The sequence below is a fragment of the Arenimonas composti TR7-09 = DSM 18010 genome, from assembly GCF_000426365.1.
Taxonomy (GTDB): domain Bacteria; phylum Pseudomonadota; class Gammaproteobacteria; order Xanthomonadales; family Xanthomonadaceae; genus Arenimonas; species Arenimonas composti.
Genome location: NZ_KE384525.1, coordinates 138,948 through 160,731, shown reverse-complemented (window position 1 = coordinate 160,731; position 21,784 = coordinate 138,948). Strand labels below are relative to the sequence as shown.

Annotated in this window: 16 protein-coding genes and 1 pseudogene; 10 read left to right on the top strand and 7 right to left on the bottom strand. The window is 72.1% G+C overall.

All coding sequences use genetic code 11. The features are described from left to right. Window positions 1-14 precede the first annotated feature (14 nt). Window positions 15-1,829, top strand: a complete 1,815-nt coding sequence (locus tag K311_RS0114200) for a DUF885 domain-containing protein (protein WP_026817843.1) — start codon at window positions 15-17, stop codon at window positions 1,827-1,829. 186 nt (window positions 1,830-2,015) lie between these two features. Here the strand turns inward: K311_RS0114200 and K311_RS0114195 are convergent, their stop codons facing one another. Next, the gene (locus K311_RS0114195) at window positions 2,016-3,239 is read right to left on the bottom strand and encodes a BaiN/RdsA family NAD(P)/FAD-dependent oxidoreductase (protein ID WP_211223672.1); all 1,224 of its coding nucleotides are present in this window, start codon (window positions 3,237-3,239) and stop codon (window positions 2,016-2,018) included. 104 nt (window positions 3,240-3,343) lie between these two features. On the opposite strand from K311_RS0114195, the gene K311_RS0114190 reads away from it, so the two are divergent. Then, complete coding sequence (locus tag K311_RS0114190) at window positions 3,344-4,192, top strand: DUF4349 domain-containing protein (RefSeq protein WP_161627324.1); 849 nt, start codon at window positions 3,344-3,346, stop codon at window positions 4,190-4,192. Window positions 4,193-4,285: 93 nt separating this feature from the next. Here the strand turns inward: K311_RS0114190 and K311_RS17205 are convergent, their stop codons facing one another. Then, window positions 4,286-6,097, bottom strand: coding sequence for a DEAD/DEAH box helicase (locus K311_RS17205; RefSeq protein ID WP_051240195.1), 1,812 nt, complete (start codon window positions 6,095-6,097; stop codon window positions 4,286-4,288). Window positions 6,098-6,365: 268 nt separating this feature from the next. Here K311_RS17205 and K311_RS0114180 point away from each other — a divergent pair, with 268 nt between their 5' ends. The 3 genes from K311_RS0114180 to K311_RS0114170 all read left to right on the top strand — a co-directional run bounded on the left by K311_RS0114180 (window position 6,366) and on the right by K311_RS0114170 (window position 8,233). Further along, window positions 6,366-6,815: a CopD family protein gene (locus K311_RS0114180; RefSeq protein ID WP_026817840.1), complete on the top strand. Its 450-nt coding sequence runs from the start codon at window positions 6,366-6,368 to the stop codon at window positions 6,813-6,815. 10 nt (window positions 6,816-6,825) lie between these two features. Next, window positions 6,826-7,689, top strand: coding sequence for a DMT family transporter (locus K311_RS0114175; RefSeq protein ID WP_026817839.1), 864 nt, complete (start codon window positions 6,826-6,828; stop codon window positions 7,687-7,689). Window positions 7,690-7,855: 166 nt separating this feature from the next. Further along, window positions 7,856-8,233: a cupin domain-containing protein gene (locus K311_RS0114170; protein ID WP_026817838.1), complete on the top strand. Its 378-nt coding sequence runs from the start codon at window positions 7,856-7,858 to the stop codon at window positions 8,231-8,233. Between the two features lie 28 nt (window positions 8,234-8,261). Here K311_RS0114170 and K311_RS18990 read toward each other — a convergent pair whose 3' ends face one another. Continuing rightward, window positions 8,262-9,242 carry an isoaspartyl peptidase/L-asparaginase family protein gene (locus K311_RS18990; protein WP_425476589.1) on the bottom strand — a complete coding sequence of 327 codons (981 nt, stop codon included), beginning with the start codon at window positions 9,240-9,242 and terminating at the stop codon, window positions 8,262-8,264. Between the two features lie 204 nt (window positions 9,243-9,446). Continuing rightward, a pseudogene (locus K311_RS18985) lies at window positions 9,447-10,055 on the bottom strand (cyanophycinase); the annotation flags it as partial. 139 nt (window positions 10,056-10,194) lie between these two features. Here K311_RS18985 and K311_RS0114160 point away from each other — a divergent pair. The 3 genes from K311_RS0114160 to K311_RS0114150 all read left to right on the top strand — a co-directional run bounded on the left by K311_RS0114160 (window position 10,195) and on the right by K311_RS0114150 (window position 14,972). Next, complete coding sequence (locus K311_RS0114160) at window positions 10,195-10,869, top strand: RNA polymerase sigma factor (RefSeq protein WP_245570672.1); 675 nt, start codon at window positions 10,195-10,197, stop codon at window positions 10,867-10,869. Continuing rightward, window positions 10,847-11,854 (top strand): FecR family protein, encoded by a 1,008-nt coding sequence (locus K311_RS0114155; RefSeq protein WP_026817835.1) that lies wholly within the window; start codon window positions 10,847-10,849, stop codon window positions 11,852-11,854. Before K311_RS0114160 ends, K311_RS0114155 begins: the two co-directional genes overlap by 23 nt. A gap of 67 nt (window positions 11,855-11,921) precedes the next feature. Continuing rightward, window positions 11,922-14,972, top strand: a complete 3,051-nt coding sequence (locus K311_RS0114150) for a TonB-dependent receptor (protein WP_026817834.1) — start codon at window positions 11,922-11,924, stop codon at window positions 14,970-14,972. Window positions 14,973-15,067: 95 nt separating this feature from the next. On the opposite strand, the gene K311_RS0114145 is transcribed toward K311_RS0114150, so the two are convergent. After that, window positions 15,068-16,492, bottom strand: a complete 1,425-nt coding sequence (locus K311_RS0114145) for a DEAD/DEAH box helicase (protein WP_026817833.1) — start codon at window positions 16,490-16,492, stop codon at window positions 15,068-15,070. Between the two features lie 934 nt (window positions 16,493-17,426). Between K311_RS0114145 and K311_RS0114140 the strand changes: the two genes are divergently transcribed. Together K311_RS0114140 and K311_RS17200 are read left to right on the top strand one after the other, a co-directional pair. Continuing rightward, complete coding sequence (locus tag K311_RS0114140) at window positions 17,427-18,020, top strand: YkvA family protein (RefSeq protein WP_026817832.1); 594 nt, start codon at window positions 17,427-17,429, stop codon at window positions 18,018-18,020. A gap of 5 nt (window positions 18,021-18,025) precedes the next feature. Further along, on the top strand, window positions 18,026-18,454 hold the full coding sequence (locus K311_RS17200; protein ID WP_051240194.1) for a YbaN family protein: 429 nt from the start codon (window positions 18,026-18,028) through the stop codon (window positions 18,452-18,454). Window positions 18,455-18,496: 42 nt separating this feature from the next. Here K311_RS17200 and K311_RS17900 read toward each other — a convergent pair whose 3' ends face one another. Beyond that, a complete protein-coding gene (locus tag K311_RS17900) occupies window positions 18,497-19,447 on the bottom strand; it encodes a Csu type fimbrial protein (RefSeq protein ID WP_026817831.1) in 951 nt (316 codons plus the stop codon). Next, window positions 19,444-21,783: a fimbria/pilus outer membrane usher protein gene (locus K311_RS17190; protein WP_051240193.1), complete on the bottom strand. Its 2,340-nt coding sequence runs from the start codon at window positions 21,781-21,783 to the stop codon at window positions 19,444-19,446. Before K311_RS17190 ends, K311_RS17900 begins: the two co-directional genes overlap by 4 nt. Window position 21,784 lies beyond the last annotated feature (1 nt).

The following is a 21,784-nucleotide window of genomic DNA, read 5'->3' as shown; positions in this document are numbered from 1 at the left end:
CCGGGAAACCCGCCATGCGTCGCACGCCGCTCGTCCTCGCCCTCGTCCTCGCGCTCGCCGCCTGCGGCGACCCTGCATCCACCGGCGCCGCCGCCCCGGCGGCCGACGCGGCCGCCGCCGCGCCCGCACAGTCGGCCGCCGATGCGGCCTTCGCGGCGCTGTCGCAGCGCGCGCTCGACGACCTGCTGGCGATGAGCCCGGTCTCGGCGACCGGCATCGGCGAGCACCGGCACGATCATCTCGTCGACGACATGAGTGCCGAGGGCCGCGCGAAGAGCCTGGCGACCGCGCGCTCGCTGCTCGCCGACCTCGACGCGATCGACGTCGCGACGCTGTCGCGCGAGAACCAGGTCGACGCCGCGATCCTGCGCAACCAGCTCGAATACGGCATCTGGGACGAGGAAGTGATGCAGCGCTGGGCCTGGGACCCGCAGGTCTACAGCGGCCTGGCCGGCGGCGCGATCTACTCGCTGATGGCGCGCGAATTCGCGCCCATGCCGGATCGCCTGCGTTCGGCGACCGCGCGCATGGAGGCGATTCCGGCGCTGCTGGCGCAGGCGCGCGCCAACCTCGAGCCGGCACGGGTGCCGCCGACGCATGCGCAGACCTATTCGCGGCAGAACGCCGGCGTCGCCGGTCTGCTCGAGCAGTTCATCATCCCGGCGGCGGACCAGCTGCAGGGCGAGGAACGCGCGCGCCTCGACGCGGCGATGGCTGCGCTGCGCACGGCGCTGGACGAGCACCAGGCCTGGATCGACGCCACCCTGGTGCCGAACGCGAAGGGCGATTTCCGCATCGGTGCCGAGAAGTACGACCAGCAGCTGCGCTTCGCGCTGAACTCGTCGCTGTCGCGGCAGGAGATCCGCGACCGGGCGACCGCCGAACTCGCGCGCGTGCGCGACGAGATGTACCTGGTCGCGCGCAGCGTGCTCGCCGGCCGCGAGGGCGCGCCGCCGACGCCGGACACGCCGGATGCCGACCAGCAGCAGGCGGCGATCGAAGCGGCGCTGGAACTGGCCTACGCCGAGCGGCCGGCGCGCGACGAGGTCGTCGATTTCGCCCGGCACACGCTGGAGGTCGCCACCGCCTTCGTGCGCGAGAAGGACCTGGTGACGGTGCCGGACGCGCCGGTGCAGATCATCCTGATGCCGGAGTTCCAGCGCGGGTTCTCGGTCGCCTACTGCGATTCGCCGGGCCCGCTCGACAAGGGGCTCGACACCTACTACGCGATCTCGCCGATCCCGGAGGAATGGACGCAGGAACAGGTCGACTCCTTCCTGCGCGAGTACAACAAGTTCCTGATCCACGTGCTGACGATCCACGAGGCGATGCCGGGGCATTACCTCGAGGGCGCGCATTCGGCGAACCATCCGTCGGTGCTGCGCGCGGTGCTGCGTTCCGGCCCGTTCGCCGAGGGCTGGGCGGTCTACACCGAGCGCATGGTCGCCGACGCCGGCTACCTCGACAACGACCCGCTGTTCCGCCTGATGCAGCTGAAGTTCTACGCGCGCGCCGTCGCCAACGCGATCCTGGACCAGGGCGTGCACGTCGAGGGCTGGACGAAGGAACAGGCGATGGACCTGATGGTCCGCCAGACCTTCCAGCAGGCCAGCGAAGCCGAGGGCAAGTGGGTGCGGGCGCAGCTGTCGTCGACCCAGCTCGCGACCTACTTCGTCGGTGCCCAGGAACACTTCGACGCCCGCCGCGCCGCCGAGGCGAAGTGGGGCGCCGCCTTCGACCTGAAGGACTTCCACGACCGCATGCTGTCCTACGGCGCACCGCCGGTGCGGTATGCGCGGCAGCTGTTGCTCGACGAGCCGATCGAGTAACGAGTGGAGAGCAGCGAGTAACGAGTGGACACGCGCGCTGCGCGCGAAGGGCGCGGCGCACCCACTATCTCTCCACTCGAGCGCAGCGCGTCCGCGCCGGAGGCGCGGGCTTTCACTCGTTACTCGTTACTCTCCGCTCGTTCCTGGTATCGCGGCTGAAGCCGCTCCTACAGGGGGGCGTGGGAGTTAGACCGCCTCGCCCGCCGCGCGGCCGCTGGCCCAGGCCCACTGGAAGTTGTAGCCGCCGAGCCAGCCGGTGACGTCGAGGACTTCGCCGACGAAGTACAGGCCCGGCTGTTTCTTCGACGCCATCGTGCTCGACGAGATCTCGCGGGTATCGACGCCGCCGAGGGTGACTTCGGCGGTGCGGTAGCCCTCGGTGCCGCTGGCGGTGATCGGCCAGTGCGCGAGTTTCGCGGCGATCTCCGGCAGCTGCCGGTGCGTGTACTGGCGCAGCGGCCGGTTGCCGAACCACTGGTCGCACAGGCGCTGCGCGAAGCGTTTCGGGAACACGTCGGCGAGCGCGGTCTGCAGCAGCGCGTCGGGATGTTCCTGCTGGCGATGCAGCAGCCACGCCTCGGCGTCGAGCTCCGGCAGCAGGTCCAGCCAGAGCTCGCGACCGGGCTCCCAGTAGTTCGAGATCTGCAGGATCGCCGGGCCGCTGAGGCCGCGGTGGGTCACCAGCATCGCGTTGTCGAAACGCGCCTTGCCGCAGCGGGCCGACACGTGCACGGCGACGCCGGCGAGGTCGGCGTAGTGCTCCTGGTGTTTCCCGGACAGCGTCAGCGGCACCAGTCCGGCGCGGGTCGGCACGAGCGTGTGCCCGAAGCGGCGCGCGAGCTCGTAGCCGAAGCCGGTGGCGCCGAGGCTCGGGATCGACAGGCCGCCGGTGGCCACCACCAGCGCTGCGGCGTCGAAGGTCGCGGCGATGCCTTCGCCGCGGCTGCCGCCGGCATGGCTGGGCTCGCTGTGCACGCGGAAGCCGCCGCCGGGCAGCGCGTCGATGCCGGCGACCGCGGTCGCGGTGTGAATGCGCACGCCGGCGCGCCGGTTCTCCTCGAGCAGCATCGCGACGATCCGCTTCGAGGACTCGTCGCAGAAGAGCTGCCCGAGTTCCTTCTCGTGCCAGCCGATGCGGTGCGCATCGACCATCGCGATGAAGTCGTCGGGGCGGTAACGCGCCAGCGCCGACTTGCAGAAATGCGGATTGGCCGACAGGAAATTCGCCGGCGTGGTGCCGGTGTTGGTGAAATTGCAGCGGCCGCCGCCCGACATCAGGATCTTCTTGCCACAGCGGTTGGCGTGTTCGATCACCCGCACGCGGCGGCCGCGGGCGCCGGCGGTCAGCGCGCACATCAGGCCGGCGGCGCCGCCACCGATCACCAGCACGTCGATGTCTTCGCCGGCCATGCCAAAGTCCATGGAAAGGGATGGCGATGATACCGTCGCCGGGAACCAACCCCGTTCGCGGCGGTCGGGCGTTCCGATACCCTGCGATCGACAGGAGGCGCGGCATGGCGACGATGCGGACGATGGTGTGGACCCTGGCCCTGGTGCTGGCGGTCGGGGGATGCCACAAGGTCGACCAGGCCGGAGCGCCCGCGTCGGCGCCGGTGGCGGAAGGCGGGCGGGAGCGCGGCGCCGACGGCTTCGTCGGCCAGACGAATGCCGAAGGCAGCTTCCTCGCCTACAGCCACGACGCCACCATCCGGGTCGACGCCGCCCAGATCGGCGCCCGCGTCGACGCGGTGCGCGAGGCCTGCATGCAGCGCCGCTTCGGCGACTGCACCGTGCTCGGCGAATCGCAGCAGGCCGGGGACCATCCCTCGGGCAACCTGCGCGTGCGCGCGGTGCCGGAGGCGATCCAGCCGCTGGTCGCGCTGGCCGCCGAGGGTGGCGAGCTGGCGGCGCGGTCGACCAGCGCCGAGGACCTGGCCGATGCGGTGCGCGACAACGGCCTGCGCCGCAGCCGCCTCGAGAAGCAGCACGCGCGGCTGCTCGAATACCTCGACCGCGACGACCTCGCCGCCGACGCCCTGGTGTCGCTGAGCGGCCAGCTCGCGCAGATCGAGGCCGAGCTGCAATACGCCGAACAGGAGGCCGCGATGCAGCAGCGGCGCATCCGCACCAACCTGCTGACCCTGAACTTCCGTACCGACGGCGTCACCCTCGAGACCTCCGAGATCGGCGACGCCCTGCACGAAGCGGTCGACATCCTCGACGCCAGCACCGCCGTGCTGATCACGATCGCAGTGGCCCTGCTGCCGTTCGCGGTCGCCGGCTGGATCCTGTTCCTCGTGGTCCGGGGGCTGTGGCGCCGGCGGAAAGCGAGAAGCGAGCGAAGAGTAACGAGTAACGAGTAAGAGCGGTCTCGGCGCGATCTTGTCACTCGCGCGAAGCGCGCCCGTGCCGAAGGCGCGGGTCGTCACTCTTCACTCGTTACTCTCGACTCGTTACTACGGCTTTCCCTTGCGATGCGCCTTCCGCGGCCCCTTGAACGGCGGCACCGGCCGCCGCGCCGGCGGTGCGTCCGGGGTCTCGCCGTCGCGGGTGATGCGCAGCTGGCGGCCGGCGCACCAGACGCCCTTCAGGTGCTGCATCACGTCGACCGGCATGCCGTCGGGCAGGTCGATCAGGCTGTGGTCGTCGAAGATCTCGATGCGGCCGATGTGCTTCGCCTCCAGGCCGGCTTCGTTGGCGATCGCGCCGACGATGTTGCCGGGCTTCACGCCGTCCTGGTAACCGACTTCGATGCGGAAGGTGGTCTTGCCGGCATCCGGCGCGCGCGGTACCCGCACCTTCTTCGCGAAGTCCGGGCGGGCACGTTCCGGGCGCGGGCCCTTGTCGAAGCGGGCCGGCCGATCGGCGTAGCGGTCGCTGGCGGCGAGCAGGTCGCGGTCGACGCGCGGCTTGCGCGGTTCGACCTTCGGCGGCTCGAGCAGCAGCGGCACGTCGCCGCGGGCCATGCGCGCGAGCGCGGCGGCGATCTCGATCGCCGGGACGTTCATTTCCTGCTCGTAGGTCTCGACCAGGGCGCGGAAGGGCGCCAGGTCGTCACGGGCGAGGGTGTCGCTGATCTGCTGCTTGAACTTGGCGATGCGCACGTCGTTGACGGCGGCGACGGTCGGCAGCTCCATCGCTGCGATCGGCTGCCGGGTGGCGCGCTCGATCGCCCGCAGCATGCTGCGCTCGCGCGGGGCGATGAACAGGATGGCCTGGCCGCTGCGGCCGGCGCGGCCGGTGCGACCGATGCGGTGGACATAGCTCTCGGTGTCGTAGGGCACGTCGTAATTCAGCACGTGGCTGATGCGGTCGACGTCGAGGCCGCGGGCGGCGACGTCGGTCGCCACCAGGATGTCGATCTTGCCGTCCTTGAGCTGCTGGATCGTGCGCTCGCGCTGCGCCTGCACGACGTCGCCGTTGATCGCGGCGGCGGCGAAACCGCGCGCCTGCAGTTTCTCGGCGAGCTCGTCGGTCATCTGTTTGGTGCGCGCGAACACGATCATCGCGTCGAAGGGCTCGGCCTCGAGGATGCGGGTCAGCGCGTCGAGCTTGTGCAGGCCGCTGACTTCCCAGTAGCGCTGCTCGATGTTCTCGGCGGTGCGCGTCTTCGCGGCGATCGTCACTTCCTGCGGCTCGCGCAGGTAGGTCTGGGCGATGCGTCGGATCGCATGCGGCATCGTCGCCGAGAACAGCGCCGTCTGCCGCTGCTCCGGCATCTTCTTCAGGATCGCTTCGACGTCGTCGATGAAGCCCATCCGCAGCATCTCGTCGGCCTCGTCGAGCACGAGGGTCTTGAGCTGCGACAGGTCCAGCGAACCCTTGTCGAGGTGGTCGATGATCCGGCCCGGAGTGCCGACGACCACGTGCGCGCCGCGGCGCAGGGCCTGAAGCTGCGGGCCGTAACTCTGGCCGCCGTAGATCGGCAGCACCCGGAAGCCCGGCATGTGTGCCGCGTACTTCTGGAACGCCTCGGCGACCTGGATGCCGAGTTCGCGGGTCGGGCAGAGCACCAGCGCCTGCGGCGAATTCTGTGCCGGGTCGATGCGGGCGAGGACCGGCAGCGCGAACGCGGCGGTCTTGCCGGTGCCGGTCTGGGCCTGGCCGAGCACGTCGCGGCCGGCCAGCAGGTGCGGGATGGTCTGGGCCTGGATCGGCGAGGGGGCCTCGTAGCCGACGTCGGCCAGGGCCTTCAGCAGCGGCTCGCCGAGCGCGAGATCACGGAAAAGCAGCGGCGCGCTCGGCGCTTCGGGCGAGGTGTCGTTCATCGGGAATCCGGTCGGGTCTGGGAGCTTCGTCGCATGCCGGAATCGGACCACGGAGGAGCGCGAAGGGGTTGCATTCTAGCGCCGGCTGGCTGAATGCGCCGCCTGGAGCGAGGAACGAGGAACGAGGAACGAGGATCGAGTGAGCCCCCGCCGACGGCGGGGGGCGCTCGCGCAGGGGGATGGCGGATGCGGGAGTCGGGTACCCTTTGCGGGGTGGGATCGCGGCTGAAGCCGCTCCTACGTCCCCGTATCCTTTGTTCCTGCAGCCATGGCCTATCTCTGGGTAAAGACGTTCCACCTGGTCTTCGTGATCGCCTGGATGGCGACGGTGTTCTACCTGCCGCGGATCCTCGTGAACCTCGCGGAGAGCACCGGGCAGCCGGAGGTGCAGGCGCGGCTGGCACTGATGGGGCGGCGGCTGTACCGCTTCGGCCACCACATGTTCGGTGTCGCGGTACTGCTCGGGGCGGCGCTGTGGCTGGGCTGGCGGCTGCTGCCGGCGTGGCTGCCGAACCTGGTCGGCGACATGAAGTGGATCCACGCCAAGCTGGGCCTGGTCGTCCTGCTGCTGGTCTATTTCATCGTCACCGGGCGCTGGTTGAAGCGCGCGGCCGCCGGCGGCGCGTTGCCGTCGCCGACGACGCTGCGCTGGTTCAACGAGATCCCGCTGCTGCTGCTGATCCCGCTGGTCTGGCTGGTCCTCGCCAAGCCGTTCTGACCGCATCGCGATGATCCCCGGTTCCCGGGCGACCCTGGCGGGCTTCGCCGCCGTGCTGTTGTGGTCGACGCTGGCGGTGCTGACCACCGCAACGGCCGGCATCCCGCCGTTCCAACTGCTCGCCCTCGGTTTCGGGATCGCCGGTATCGCCGGCGTCGGCTGGCTGCTGCGCCCGGGCGGGCCGGGGGCCGGGGCACTGCGCCAGCCTGCGGCGGCGGCGACCCTGACGATCGCCGCGCTGGCGGGCTACCACGCGCTCTACTTCACGGCGCTGAAGCATGCCCCGGCGGTCGAGGCCAACCTGCTGAACTACCTCTGGCCGCTGTTGATCGTGGTGTTCGCCGCGCTGATCGGCGGCCAGCGGGTGCGGGCGGGGCAGTGGCTGGGCACCGCGCTCGGGCTCGCCGCCGCGGTGCTGCTGGTCAGCCGCGGCCAGGCCTTCGCGCTGGAGGAGCGGCACGCGCTCGGCTATGCCGCGGCGATCGGCGCCGCCCTGGTCTGGTCGCTGTACTCGGTGCTCAACGGCCGTTTCGCGGCGGTGCCGGTGACGGCGATGGCCGGCAGTTGCCTGGCGGTCGCCGTGATCGGCGGGCTCGCGCATGCGCTGTTCGAAACCTGGGTGGCCCCGACGGCCGGGCAGTGGCTGGCGATCATCGCGATCGGCCTCGGCCCGACCGGCATCGCCTTCGGACTGTGGGACGTCGGCACCAAGCGCGGCGACATCGCCGTGCTCGGCGCCCTCGGCTACGCGGCGCCGGTGCTGTCGACCGGCTGGCTGCTGGCCTTCGGCCGCGGCGCGCCGCACTGGACGCAGGCGGTGGCGGTCGGCCTGCTGCTCGCGGGGGCGGGGCTGGCGGTGACGCGGAAAGCGTAGTTCGGCTGCCGTGCCCGGTGCGCCCGGCACCTGCCCGGGAAATATCTGGCGTCGACGACGCGGGTCGTGCCGGCCAATTCGGCGCCGAGGGTGACGAAGGGTAGTGGTGCCGCCCCGCCGGCGGCCCCGAAGCTGTCGCGGCTGACGCCGACCCCGAGGACTCACCGTGCACGAGATCACGACTGCCGCTGCGATCGACCTGAAGGAAAAGCTGCTGCGCATCCACGAGCACTGGTCGCCGCGCGTCGTCGCCGAGATGAACGACTACCAGTTCAAGCTCGCGAAGGTGCAGGGCGAGTTCGTCTGGCATGCGCATGAGGATACCGACGAGGTGTTCATCATCCTCGACGGCGAACTGGTGCTGGAGTTCCGCGACCACGCGGTGCCGCTGAAGGCCGGGCAGATGTACGTGGTGCCGAAGGGTGTCGAGCACCGGCCGGTCGCGCACGGCGAGTGCGCGATCATGCTGGTCGAGCCGCGCGGCGTGGTGAACACCGGCGACGCCGGCGGCGCGATGACCGCGCCGAACGACGTCTGGATCTGATCCCCCCGCTCCTGGCGACTGCACCAACTCAAGGCTCCGCGAGTTCCTCGCCGCGAAACACCGCCACATGCGGCACCCCGTCCGCGCCGATCCAGCCGCGGTACATGCCCTCGGTATTGAACGGGAAGGCGACGCTGCCGTCGGCGCCGAGCGCGATCGCGCCGCCGTCGCCACCGGCCGCCGGAATCGCCGCGTTGATCACGTCGTCGGCGGCGCGCTGCAGGCGGTCGCCGCGGTAGCGCACGCGGGCGCAGATGTCGTGGGCGGCGGCGGCGCGGATGTAGTACTCGCCCCAGCCGGTGCCGGAAACCGCGCAACGCGCGTCGGCCCAGGTACCGGCGCCGATCACCGGCGAGTCGCCGACACGGCCGTAGCGCTTGTTGGTCATGCCGCCGGTGGAGGTGCCGGCGGCGAGGTGGCCGTCGGCGTCCAGCGCCAGCGCGCCGACGGTGCCGAACCAGGCGGTGGCCGGCAGCTCCAGGACTGCCTGCGCCTCCGCCGCGCGCGCCTCTTCCTCGAGCGCGCGCTGCAGCTGCTGCCAGCGCTTGTCGGTGCGGAAGTACGCCGGGTCGACGAGTTCGAGACCCTGTTCGCCGGCGAAGGTCTCGGCGCCGGCGCCGACCATCATCACGTGCGGCGAGCGCTCCATCACCGCCCGCGCGGCGAGGATCGGATTGCGCACGCGGCCGACCCCGGCGACGGCGCCGGCGCGGCCGCTGCGGCCGTCCATCAGCGAAGCATCGAGTTCGTTGCGGCCGTCGTGGGTGAACACCGCGCCGCGGCCGGCGTTGAACTGCGGCGCGTCCTCGAGCACGGTGATCGCGGCGGTGACGGCGTCGAGCGCCGGCTTGCCGTCCATCAGCGCGCGATGGCCGGCGCGCAGGGCGTCCGCCAGCGCCGCCCGCGCGGCCGCTTCCTCTTCCGCCGACAGGCCGGCGCGTTCGACGCCGGCACCGCCGTGGATCACCAGCAGCGGCTGGTGCAGCGCGACCAGCACGCCGTCGCGCACCGCGTACTCGCGGCGGAACTGCGGGGCTTCGACCTCGCCGGACGGCAGGCGCAGGGTCGAGCCGACACCGGCGCCGACCACCTCGACGCGTCCGAGCTGCATAGGCTCGTCCTCGCGCTGCCCGCGCGGGAAGCCGCCGTGCACGACCCAGGCGCCGGCGCCCGGTGCGGCCGCGAACACCCGCGCGCGGCCGTCGCCCTCGACGCCGACCGCGGCGTCCTCGTCGACGCCGAGGCCGATCAGCGTGCGCCCCGGACCGGCCAGCGTTTCCGCCTTGGCGACGAAGGCGATCAGCCGGCCGAGGCGGTTGCGCTCACGGAAGTGGGTGTCGGTGAGCACGCCCTTCAGCAGGTCGATGTGCAGGAAATCGCGCTCGATCGTGTTGGCGGCGCCGAGCGGATCCGCCAGCGCCGGCGGGCTGGTCTGGCTACCGCCGTCCATCGCCCCGTAGAGGAACTCGCCGAGCATCGCCAGCCCGGCGCTGGTGCCGCCGAGCGGCTTGCCGGCGCGCACATGCGCGTCGAGCGCCGCGGCGACCGGGGTGTCCTTCCAGTAGCGCACGTAGTTCGACTGGTCGCCGCCGGCGATGAAGATGCCGTCGGCGCGACCCAGCGCGCGCAGCACCGCCGGATCGGTGGCGGCATCGCGGCTGCCGAACACGAAGGTCTCGACCGAGGCGACGCCGCCGACCTCGTCGTGGAACTCGACCCCGATCTCGCCGCCCTGGGATGCGCGCAGCACGACGAGGTGGCCGTGGCCGGCGCGTTCGAAGAACCAGCGCAGCGCATCCTGGTTGCGGTCGCCACCGCCCATCAGCAGCAGGCCCGGCCGCACCTCGCCGGGCGTCGCCGCGTCGAGGTCGCCGATGGTGTGGCGGACGAGGTCCGCGGCCGACGCCGCCGGGGCGAGCAGGGCGAAGCTCAGGGCCAGGGCCCGCAGCCAGGGAAACGTCATGCCGCACTCCTTCGGTGTGTTCATGGAACTGGACGAACGTACGACCATCTTCCCCCACCCGCGGCGCGCCCGCCTCGGCTACGCTGCGCCGATGCCCGCCGCGCTCGATGCCTGGTTCGTCCGCGAGATCCTCGTCCACGAGGCGCTGCTGATGCACGTGCTGCGCCGCTGCTGGCCGCAGCGCGACGAACTCGCCGACCTGCGCCAGGAGATCTACGTGCGCGTCTACGAGGCCGCCGGCAAGGCGCTGCCCGAGCAGCCGAAGGCCTTCCTGTTCGCCACCGCGCGCAACCTGATCGCCGACCGCATCCGCCGCAGTCGCGTCGTGTCGATCGAGACGATGGGTGATTTCGAGTCGCTGAGCGTCTTGATGGTGGACGGGCTGTCGCCGGAACACTGGTGCGGCGCCCGCCAGGGCCTGCGCCGGCTGTCCGAGGCGCTCGACCGGTTGCCGCCACGCTGCCGCGAGGTGGTGTGGCTGCGCCGCGTCGAGGATCTGTCGCAGAAGCAGGTCGCGGCCAGGCTCGGGATCAGCGAGAAGACGGTGGAGAAGCATCTGGCGAAGGGCATGCGACTGATGGCGGAAGGCCTCCTCGGCGCCGGTGGCGACGAGGTCGGCAGCGCCGTGGCGGCGGCCCGCGGGGAACGCGATGGACGCGGGCACGCGGGCTGAGCGCGCCGCCGCCGACTGGCTGGCGCGGCGCGACGGCGAAGGCTGGCAGGCGGCCGACGAGGCAGCGCTGGAGGCCTGGCTCGGTGCCGAGCCCGCGCACCGGGTCGCCTTCCTGCGTCTGCAGGCGGCGTGGGACGAAACGGTGCGGCTGAAGGCGCTGCGACCGCCACTGCCGGCCGCCGACTGGGCCGCCGCGGCGCCGCTGCGCGTGCGTGCGCCGGCACCGCGCCGGCGCCGCTGGCGGCTGCCGGCGGCCGCGGCCGCCGCGGCGCTGCTGGCGCTCGCTGTGGGCGTGTTCGGCGACCGCTGGCGCGGGCCGGTCGAGGAAGCCGATTTCCGCAGCGGCCTCGGGCGCATCGAAACCGTCGCCCTGTCCGACGGCTCGCGCGCGACCCTCGGCACCGACAGCCACATCAGCGTGCGTCTCGACCGCGCCGAGCGGCGCATCGCGCTCGCCCGCGGCGAAGGCTTTTTCGAGGTCGCGAAGGCGCCGGACCGGCCCTTCGTCGTCGCCGCCGGCAGCCACGAGGTGATCGCGGTCGGCACCGCGTTCTCGGTGCGCCGGCAGGACGACGGCATCCGCATCGTCGTCACCGAGGGCACCGTGCGCCTGGTCGCCGCCGGCAGCGATCCCGGCGAGGGCCTGCTGCTGCCGGCCGGCAGCGTCGCCACCACCGGCGGCGGCGGCGTGCTGGTGCGCTCGCAGCCGCTGGCCGAGGTCGCGCGCCTGGTCGACTGGCGCAACGGCTTCCTGGTGTTCCAGGACAGCGCGCTGGCCGCCGCCGCCGACGAATTCAACCGCTACAACGCGCGGCGGCTCGAGATCGGCGACGCCGCCGCCGGCGCGCTACGCATCGGCGGCAGCTTCCGCTGGGACCAACTGGACAGCTTCGTGGGGCTGCTCGAGGCCGGTTTCCCGGTCTGCGCCGCCCGTGCCCCGGAGCGGATCGTCCTGTACACCGCCGGCGATCCGCACTGCCGCTAGGGGATTCGCCGGTCTCGTTCGTCCCCGCTTTCTGAAGGCGCCGTCGCGTGCGCCACCGGGGGAGATCATGCGTTCGCCGTTCCGACTTCTGCTGTTGAGCCTGGCCTGTTCCGCCGCGCTGTCCGTGCAGGCGCAGGAACTGCCGGCGCAGGCTTTCGACATTCCGGCCGGCAGCCTCGCCGGTGCGCTCGACGCACTGTCTCGGCAGTCCGGCACCCAGGTCGTCTATCCGGCCGACCAGCTGCGCGGCGTCCAGACCGCGGGCGTGCACGGCAACCTGAGTCCCGACCAGGCCCTCGATGCGCTGCTGCAGGGCAGCGGTTTCCGCGCCCGCCGCGGCGACGGTGGCGCCGTGGTGATCGTGCGCGAAGCCGCCCCGGCCGCCGCGCCGGCGCCGCCGCGCGCCGCCCCCGCGCCGACCCCCGCGCCGGCGCCGCCGCCGGAGGAGGAACCGACGACGCTGGAAACGCTGCAGGTGACCGGATCGCGCATTCCGCGCGCGCAGGTCGAGGGCCCGGCGCCGATCACCGTGATGACCGCCGCCGACATCCAGGCCGGTGGTTTCACCAGCGTGCCCGACGTGCTGCAGGCACTGACCCAGAACGGCGGCGAGACGCAGAGCCAGCAGTCCGCCGGCGGCGCCGACTTCTCGCCGGGTGCGCAGCAGGTCGACCTGCGCGCGCTCGGTCCGAATCACACGCTGGTGCTGGTCAACGGCCGCCGCATCGCCGACTTCCCGCTGCCCTTCGGCGGCCGCAGCAATTTCACCGACATTTCCAGCCTGCCGCTGGGCATGATCGAGCGCATCGAGGTACTGACCGGCAGCGCCTCGGCGATCTACGGCTCGGATGCCATCTCCGGCGTCGTCAACGTGATCCTGAAGCGTCGCGCCGACGGTGCGATGGTCGACTACCGCTACGGCGTCACCGGCGAGGGCGACGGCGAATCGCACCAGCTCAACCTCAGCGGTGGTTTCGGCACCGACCGCTTCGACTTCGTCGCCGGCCTGGAATACCGCCGCCAGGATCCGCTCTGGGGCTACCAGCGCGAGCAGCAGGATTCCAGCTACGACGCGCCGAATCCCGACCGTTACGGCTACCCGCCGCGCAACTTCCTGATCACCGACTGGTGGGACGACTACATCGATCCGGGCGAGGCGACCTGCGACGGCCTGTCGCAGCTCAACGAAGGTTCGATGCACTACGCCTACCGCCGCAATTACGGCTACTACTGCGGCAGCGACCGCGCGGTCGCCTACCGCACGATGAAGAGCGAACGCGACGGCGTGAACCTGTTCATGTCGATGGGCTACGACCTCGGCGACGGCCTGCGCTGGTTCGCCGACGTGCAGGCCGGCCGGCACGAGGTGAAGCTGTTCCGGGCGCCGCGCAGCTGGGCGCTGATGACCCCCGACGGCGTCGAGTGGGATTACTTCTACAACCGCAATACCGACCAGCTCGAATACTGGCAGCGGCAGTTCACCGTCGAGGAGATGGGCGGGCTGCGCAACGGCATGGTCGAGACGGTGCAGAAGACCTTCGGCATCACCACCGGCTTCTCCGGCACGCTCGGCGAGGCCTGGGACTTCGAGGCGGCGCTGAGCCATTCGCAGTACCGCGCCGAGATCAGCTGGCCGCAGATCGTCGCTTCGGCGGCGAACGACCTGTTCCTGGGCCCGTTACTCGGCTACGACGCCGACGGCTACCCGATCTACGACGCGCCCTACGACCGCATGTACACGCCGCTGACCCGCGCCGAGTACGAAAGCATCTTCGCCCGCACCACCTACCACCCGCAGTCCGAGACGCAGACGCTGTCGTTCACGCTGACCAACGCCGCGCTGTTCGAACTGCAGGGCGGCGCCGCCGGCTTCGCCGCGACCGCCGAACTCGGTCATCAGTCCTACGACCTGAAGCCCGATCCGCTGGCGACGCAGTACTACTACTACAGCTGGAAGGATTCCGACGGTAAGGGCAGCCGCAACCGCTGGGCGCTCGCCGGCGAGCTGCGCATGCCGGTGCTGGAGACCTTGAACCTGAGCCTCGCCGGGCGTTTCGACCAGTACCGATTCGCCGGCAACGATCCGAACCGCTTCACCTGGAGTGCCGGTGTCGAGTGGCGGCCGGTCGACAGCGTGCTCGTGCGCGGTTCCTACGGCACCGCGTTCCGCGCGCCGGACCTGCATTACGTGTTCACCGGTCCGGGCAACGACGAGACCTCGGTCACCGACTACTACCGCTGCGACACCCAGGAGCCGGGCGAGGACTACGACGACTGCAGCTGGGGCGACGAGGGCATCATCCGGAGCCGCGTCGGCAACCGCGACCTCGAGCCGGAGACCAGCGATTCGTGGACGGCCGGTTTCGTGTGGTCGCCGGCGGAGTGGGTGGACCTGTCGCTGGACTGGTTCAGCATCGACATGCGCGACCAGGTGCAGGACCTGCGCGCCAACGAGGTGATGCGCTGGGAGCGCGACTGCCGCCTCGGCGTCAACGGCGTCGATCCGGGCTCCGACACCTGCCAGCAGATGCTCGCGCGGATCACCCGCACGCCGACCGGGGCGATCTACGGCGTGCACGTGAACCCGATCAACATCGCCCGCGAGAACACCGAGGGCGTCGACGTCACCGCCAATCTGCGCTGGGACACCCGCTTCGGCCTGTTCCGCGTCGCCGCCGGCTATACCTGGGTGCGCGAGCACCAGATCCAGGAGTACCCGGACGAGGCGATCGTCGACATGTTCGCGGTCAACAGCGGTTACGACATTCCGCGCAGCAAGGCGAGCCTGCGGCTGTCGTGGGAACGCCAGGGCTGGAGCGCGTCGATCCAGGGCCGCCGTCTCGGCAGCCTGCCGAACGGCTGGTCCTACGACGAGGTGTGGGAGGACGGCGACCCGGGTCCGACGATCCCGGCGACCTACCGCTACAACGCGACGCTCGGCTTCCGCTTCAGCGACCACGCGCGGCTGACGCTGACGGTGGTCAACCTGTTCGACGCGATGCCGCCGGCCGACCCGACCTATACCTCGTACCCGTACTACGACATCTCGTGGTTCGACACCGAGGGCCGCACTTTCTATCTGCAGTACACGCACAAGTTCGGTGGCGAGGCGCTGTAGCGCCCCGCCAGCGGGTCATCGGATCGTTTTTTCCCGGCCCGCCGAAAGGCGGGCTCTTTTTTTCCGCGATCAGATCCGCGAACCGGATTGCGCGGTCAGCGGGTGCCGTTGCGCTCGCCACCGCGGTTGCCGCCGTCGCGCTGGCCACCGCCGTGCGCCTTCGGACCGGCGTGGGCATGACCGCCGCCGTTGCCGGCATGCGGGCGACGCGCGTGCCGCTGCGCCGGCCGGCCGCTGCGCTCGCCGTTGCCGCCGTTGCCGGCGTTGCCACCATTGCCGCCATGACCGCCGTTGCCACGCGGCTGGCCCTGGCCGCGGCGCGGGGCGCCGTTGCCGGCCGCACGACCGCCGGACGGGCCGTCGTTGCCCATGCGGATCGGCCGTGTCGGCGCGTAGCCGTCGACCTCCACCAGCGCCACCTCGGTCTTCAGCAGGCGCTGGATCTGCCGCAGCAGCGGCGCCTGGTCGGCCTCTACCAGCGAGATCGCTTCGCCGCTGGCGCCGGCGCGGCCGGTGCGGCCGATGCGGTGGATGTAGTCCTCGGCGACCATCGGCAGGTCGTAGTTGATCACCAGCGGCAGCAACGGGATGTCGAGGCCGCGGGCGGCGACGTCGGTGGCGACGAGCACGCGCGCATCGCCCGACTTGAAGTCGCGCAGCGCCTTCAGCCGCTGCGCCTGGCTCTTGTTGCCGTGGATCGCGACCGCGCTGATGCCGGCCTTGCCGATCTGCTCGGCCAGGCGGTTGCAGCCGTGCTTGGTGCGGCCGAACACCAGGATCTGGTCCTGCCAGCGCTGGCTGAGCAGGTCGACCAGCAGGTCGCGCTTGCGGCTGCCGTCGACCGGGTGCATCACGTGGGTGACGCTGGCCGCGACCGCATTGCGCACGGCGACCTGCACTTCCTTCGGCTCGCGCAGGAAATCCAGCGCCAGCTTGCGGATGTCGTCCTCGAACGTCGCCGAGAACAGCAGCGTCTGGCGCTGCTTCGGCAGCCTGTCGAGGATGCGGCGGATCGAGGGCAGGAAGCCCATGTCGAGCATGCGGTCGGCTTCGTCGAGCACCAGCATCTCGACCTGCGACAGGTCGACGCTGCGCTGCTGCATGTGGTCGAGCAGGCGGCCCGGGCAGGCGATCAGGATGTCGACGCCGCGACGCAGCGCGTCCACCTGCGGCTGCATGCCGGCGCCGCCGTAGACGGTGGTGCTGTTGAACTTCAGGTGCTTGCCGTAGGCGCGCAGGCTGTCGTGCACCTGCACCGCCAGCTCGCGGGTCGGGGTCAGCACCAGCGCGCGCGGCTTGCGCGGGCCACGCGCCGACGTCGTGCCGGCGGCGATCTTCTGCAGCAGCGGCAGCGCGAAGGCGGCGGTCTTGCCGGTGCCGGTCTGGGCGCCGCCCATCAGGTCGTGGCCGGCCAGCACCAGCGGAATCGCTTCCGCCTGGATCGGGGTCGGGGAGGTGTAGCCGATTTCGCCCAGCGCGCGGACGAGCTCGGGCGCGAGCCCGAGGGTTTCGAAGGACATGGTGGAGCTCCGTTGAGTCACCCGGAGCGTTCCCTGAAACCGCGCTGTGGGTGGTACCGCATGTTGGCGAGGGACCAGGCTGGTCCGCCGGTTTGCGCAGCGAAAGTCGTGCGGAGTGGGCCGTGGCCGCGGCTCGGGGGAGCCGGCGGTAGGCGGGCAACCGGGGGAAAACGGTCAGCCGTGCAGCAAACGCGGCGATTGTAGCCGCATCCGACGTCCCGCGCCCGCCGTCCTGAACCGCGGGTTCACCTTGACGCCCGGGCGCCGGTCGGTACCGCGCCACAGGGGTGCGCTTCTGCCTCCGTGGAGCATCTTATGTCGGCAGAAGCGCACCCCTGCGGCGCGGCACCGCCGTGGCGGCTACGCGTACGCTCCGGAACCCGGTACGTCAGCGCGCGAGGGGCGTTACCGGCGTAATGGCCGGGGTCTGCGGACGAACCGCCGGTGTGGCGACCGGCGGCTTTCACCTGCACCGGTTTACCGATCCGGGCGCGCGCTCGCCTGAGCGCGTCGGTCGGAGCGCGGTGACCTGAGCGCGACACGCGCCTGCGGCGCGTCTCTGGATGCCGGGTATCGACGGCGTTTCGCGGCGCGACCGTCGCATCCCGCATGGCGGCGCAGGAACCGCGAAGGGGTCGGCGGCGATGGCTCCGCGTCACTTCGTCGATACCCAGGAATCAGAGACGCACCGCAGGCGCGGTATTGCGCTCCGGTCACCGCGGACCCGGCCGACGCGCTCAGGCGAGCGCGCGCACGGATCGGTAGACCGGGATGCGGTGTAGGCCACGATCGCTGCGCAAGGCGCTCGTCCGCAAACCCGGCGAAACCTCGACGGCGGGCCAGGACCGCGCGCCCGGACCCCCGTCCCGGACCCGCGCAAATGCGCCCCCTGCGTCGCGGTGCCGACCGTCGGCCGAGGCATTACCATGCAGCCATGAAGATCAGCTTCGAGCTCGAACCCGACGACATCGAGCGCTTCCATGAGGCGCTGGCGCGGGCGGAGCAGCGGGTGGCCTGCGCCGACGAGCACGACATCGTCGACGCCGCGCGGCATGCGCTGGAAACGCTGCCGATCCTCAGCGCGCCCGGCTACATCCGCCGCCGCATCCTCGAGGTCGAGCACCTGCTGGCGATGCTGGAGGACGAGGCCTGGGCGCTGCCGCAGGTCGAGCGCGCCGAGGTGCTGCGCCTGCTCGCCTACTTCAGCGATCCGGAGGACCTGATCCCCGACGACGTCGCGGTGATCGGCCTGCTCGACGACGCGATCATGCTCGAGCTGCTGATGAAGCGGATCCGCCACGTGATGACCGCCTACGGCGAGTTCTGCACCGCGCGCGACGCCCAGCCCGAGGCCGCCGACCCCGAGGACCGCGTGCGCCTGGCGCGTGAACTCGCCCGCCGCCGCGACCGCCTGCACGCGCGCATGCGCAAGCGCACGCTGCGCGACGCGCTGGCCGGGGTCGCCGGGCGTTCCGGCGAGGACCGCGCCGGCGACGAGACCCTGGTCGAAGGCGCGGACGCCGGCTGACGACGATGGCGAGCGCGCCGGTGCGGCTGTTGTGGCTGCTGGTGGCCTGGCTCGCGCTCGCGCTCGGGGTGGTAGGGATCGTGCTGCCGGGGCTGCCGACGACCCCGTTCGTGCTGCTCGCCGCCTACGCCGCCGCCCGCGGCTCGGCGCGCCTGCACCGCTGGCTGCTCGCGCACCGGCTGTTCGGGCCGATGATCCGCGACTGGCAGGCCAGCGGCGCGGTGAGCCGGCGGGCGAAGTGGGCGGCGACGGTGTCGATGCTGCTGTGTGCGGCGCTGATGTTCCTGACCGCGCCGAAAGTCTGGATGGCCGCGACCGGCAGCACGGTCATGCTGGTCGTCGGCACCTGGCTCTGGCGCCGCCCGGAACCGCCGTCCGCACCGCCGCCGCCCCCCTCGACACCTCCCCCGACACCTCCCTCGGCCCTCCTGTAGGAGCGCCATCAGGCGCGATGCCCCACCCCCGGGAGCCATCCCTCAATACGTCACCGTCGCCGTCACCGTGTCGACGTAGGTCCCCGACGCCTTCGCCCCCTGGCCCGCCGGCACCCGGCCGTAGACCGGCACCGACTGCGCGGCGCCAGTCCCCAGGCAGCTCACCCCGGGCGGACAGATCGCCGCGGCGCCCCAGACGCTGGTACGCGCCGCGTTGCTGTAGAGCTGGTAGTTGATCGTCGCCGGCCCGGCGCCGAGGCGCATGCGCCGGTTGTTGACGTCGCCGGCGACGCTGCCGCCGTCGAGGGCGAGCGACCACGCGCCGTTGCGGGTGCAGGTCACCGACAGGTTCGTCGCACCGTCGCGCGCGGCCGTCGGCGAGTAGACGCCGAAGTCCAGCGGCTGTGCGGTGATCGTGCAGGAGGGCTGCAGCTGCAGGCTGGCCTGGAAGGTGCGCGTCGCCGCCGGCGCATTGCCGCAGCTCGCCGGCGTGCCGAACAGGGCGCCCTGTTCGTACATCGTCACCGTCAGCTGCGAGGTGTAGGTACCGACCGCCTGGCCGTTCTGGTTCGCCGGTACGCGCCCGTGCACGACGATCGACCGGCTCGGAGTGCCGTCCAGCCACGGGAAGGTGACGTTGACGCCGGTCGCCGCGGTGTTGCCGAACACCTGCGAATGGGCGCCGTCGGTGTACAGCTGGTAGCGGAAGCTGCCGGCCGGACTGGCGAGCGACATCCGGCGGTCGGCGACCGTGCTGCCGCTGCCGCTGCCGGCGTCGATCGACACGCAGACGTTGTAGCCGGTGATGATCGCGCCGATGCCGCGCGGGCACGACACGACGATGGTCGTGGTCATGTCGATCTGGCCGGTCGGCAGCCCCTGCTGCACGCCGAACTGCAGCGACTGGGTATCGATCGAACAGGATTGCGCCGCCGCCAGCGGCGCGAAGGCCAGCAGGGCGAGCACGGCGAAAAGACGCAGCAGGGGCTTCATGGCGCACTCCAGTGGCAGGCGAGCGGCGGCGGCCGGGCCGGCGCGCCGTCGGCACGCAGCTCGACCGCGGCGACGGTCCAGCGGCAGCGGCCGCCGTCGAGCCGGCCCTCGAGCACCGTATCCGCGGCGGCGGACTCGAGGAAGGCTTCGCCGTCGAAGCCGACGATCAGCGATCGCCCGCCGGCGGCGACGCGGGTGCCGGCGGGCACCGGCGCGCCGTCGCGTCCGAGCAGGCGCAGGATCGCCGGCGCCCGCCGCTCGACCTCGAAGCGGACGACGACGCCGGCATGGTCGACCGGTACCGCGGTCTGCTCGATCTCGCCGACGCGGAAGTTGGCCGGCAGCGCATCCGGATCGATCGCCAGCCGGTTGCGCTGCCAGCCGCGCAGATCGGTGACCAGCAGGCGACCGTCGGCGCCGGTGTGGCCGTACAGGCGGTTCTCGTACAGCACCGGCACCCCGGCCTCGCCCGCGTCGACCACCGCGAACGCGTCGGTCAGCGCGCGTGCCGCATACACGCCGCCGCCGAGGCCGATCACGCTGCCGCGCGCCTGCGCGAACGCGCCGTCCCGGCCGGCGAGGCGTTCGACGCCGGCGCTGGCCTCGATGCGGTCGCCGCGGTACTCGAGCGTCGCCCGGCCCTCGCCGCCATGGCGGTCGCCGGCGAGCACGCCCCAGCCGAAGCCGCCCTCGTAGGGGGCGCTGCGGCGATACGTCGCGGTCGTGTCGAAATCGTCGCCGGCGCGCTGCACGCCGATCGTCGCGTGGCGGTCGCGGCCGAGCGGCAGGCTGAGGGTCAGGCCGCCGCCGCCGTCGCCGTTGCTGGCGAACAGCGAGGCGGCGACGTGGGCGCGGGTGCCGAACTGGCGCGACCACGACAGGCTGCGCACGGTCGTGACCTGGTCGCGGCGGTCGCGGTAGCGGATCCAGCTGGCGGCGAGGGTGCCGGCCGCGCCGCTCGTCCACGCCGACGCCCGATCCTCGGCACGCGCCGAGCTCGGGGCGCCGCCGGCGACCACGCTGGCGTCGCCGAGATCGCGGAAGCCGCTACTGCGGCGGGTCGTCGCCAGGTCGAGGCCCCAGGCCGGCGCATGCCACTGGTAGCCGAGGCTGCGTTGCCAGCCGCTGTGGTCGCCGCCGGAGCGCGCGAGCGCGGCGGTGACGAGGCCCCAGCGGTTGCCGGGCGACCAGACCGCGCCGGCGCCGCCGAGCCACAGGCCACGGGTCGCCTCCGCATGCGCCTCGACGGTCAGCCGGTCGCGCACGCCGCGGCGCCAGCTCGCGCTCGCCGCCGGGATGTCGCCGTAGCCGTCGTCGGCGCCCCAGCCGCGGCGCAGTACGCCGGCCTCGATGCTGAAATCGCTCAGCCCGACCGCGAGCCGGCGGGCGTCGACGTACAGCGGTACCGAGGTCGTGGTGGTGCGGCCGAGGGCGTCGGTGACCACCAGCTGGGCGACGCCGGCACCGCCGATCGTCGGCACCGCGTCGAGCACGAAGGGGCCGTCCTGCACCTCGCTGCCGAACTGGCGCACGTTGTTGACGTACAGCTCGACCGACGAGGGCAGGGTGGCGTCGGCGCTGAACTGCGGCAGCGGCGTCGTCACCAGGTCCGGGCGGGTCGCGAAGTTGCGCCGCCACTGCAGGCCGGCCATGCGCACCGGCCGGGTCCAGCCGAGGCCGCCGCTGTCGAGGTCGCCGACCGTCCAGGTCGTCAGCCGCTGCGGGTCGCTGTGCCGCCAGCGGCTGCCGAGGCGGCGGAAGCCGCGTTCGCCACCGGCCACGGCGTCGCCGAAGTGGGTGACGCCCTCGAGTTCGAAGGTGCCCCAGTCGCCGAAGACCGCGAAGGCGGTCGACACCGCGGCGGTGCGCTGGCCGGCCTGCCGGTGCAGGTAGCTGTCGTAGCCGAGCGTCCAGCCGCGGGCGCGGTCGGGCATCACCGCCGGCGGCGGTGTGTAGCCCAGGGCCTGCTGCGGGCGCAGCGCGGCTGGGATGCGCAGATGCAGGCGCTGCGCGGCGGCGTCGTAATGCCAGGCGAGGCCGGGCAGGGCGTCCAGCGGCACCAGGCCGCGCGCGTCGGCGGACACCCCCGCCGGCAGCACGAGACCGATCTGGGCCAGCTCGGCCGGCGTCGCCGCCAGGCTGCCGTCGCGCAGGCGGAACTCGGCGATCAGCCCGGTCGGGCGCTCGCCGTGGAAGACCTCGAGGAACAGCCGCTGTTCCTGCAGCGCGTCCATCGCCGCCGGATGCTGGTCCAGGCTGGCATAGGCGCCCGCCGGGGTCGCCGCGCGCACGCTGCCGCTGCCCGCGAGGGCGGCGGCGATCGCGAGCGCGAGCAAC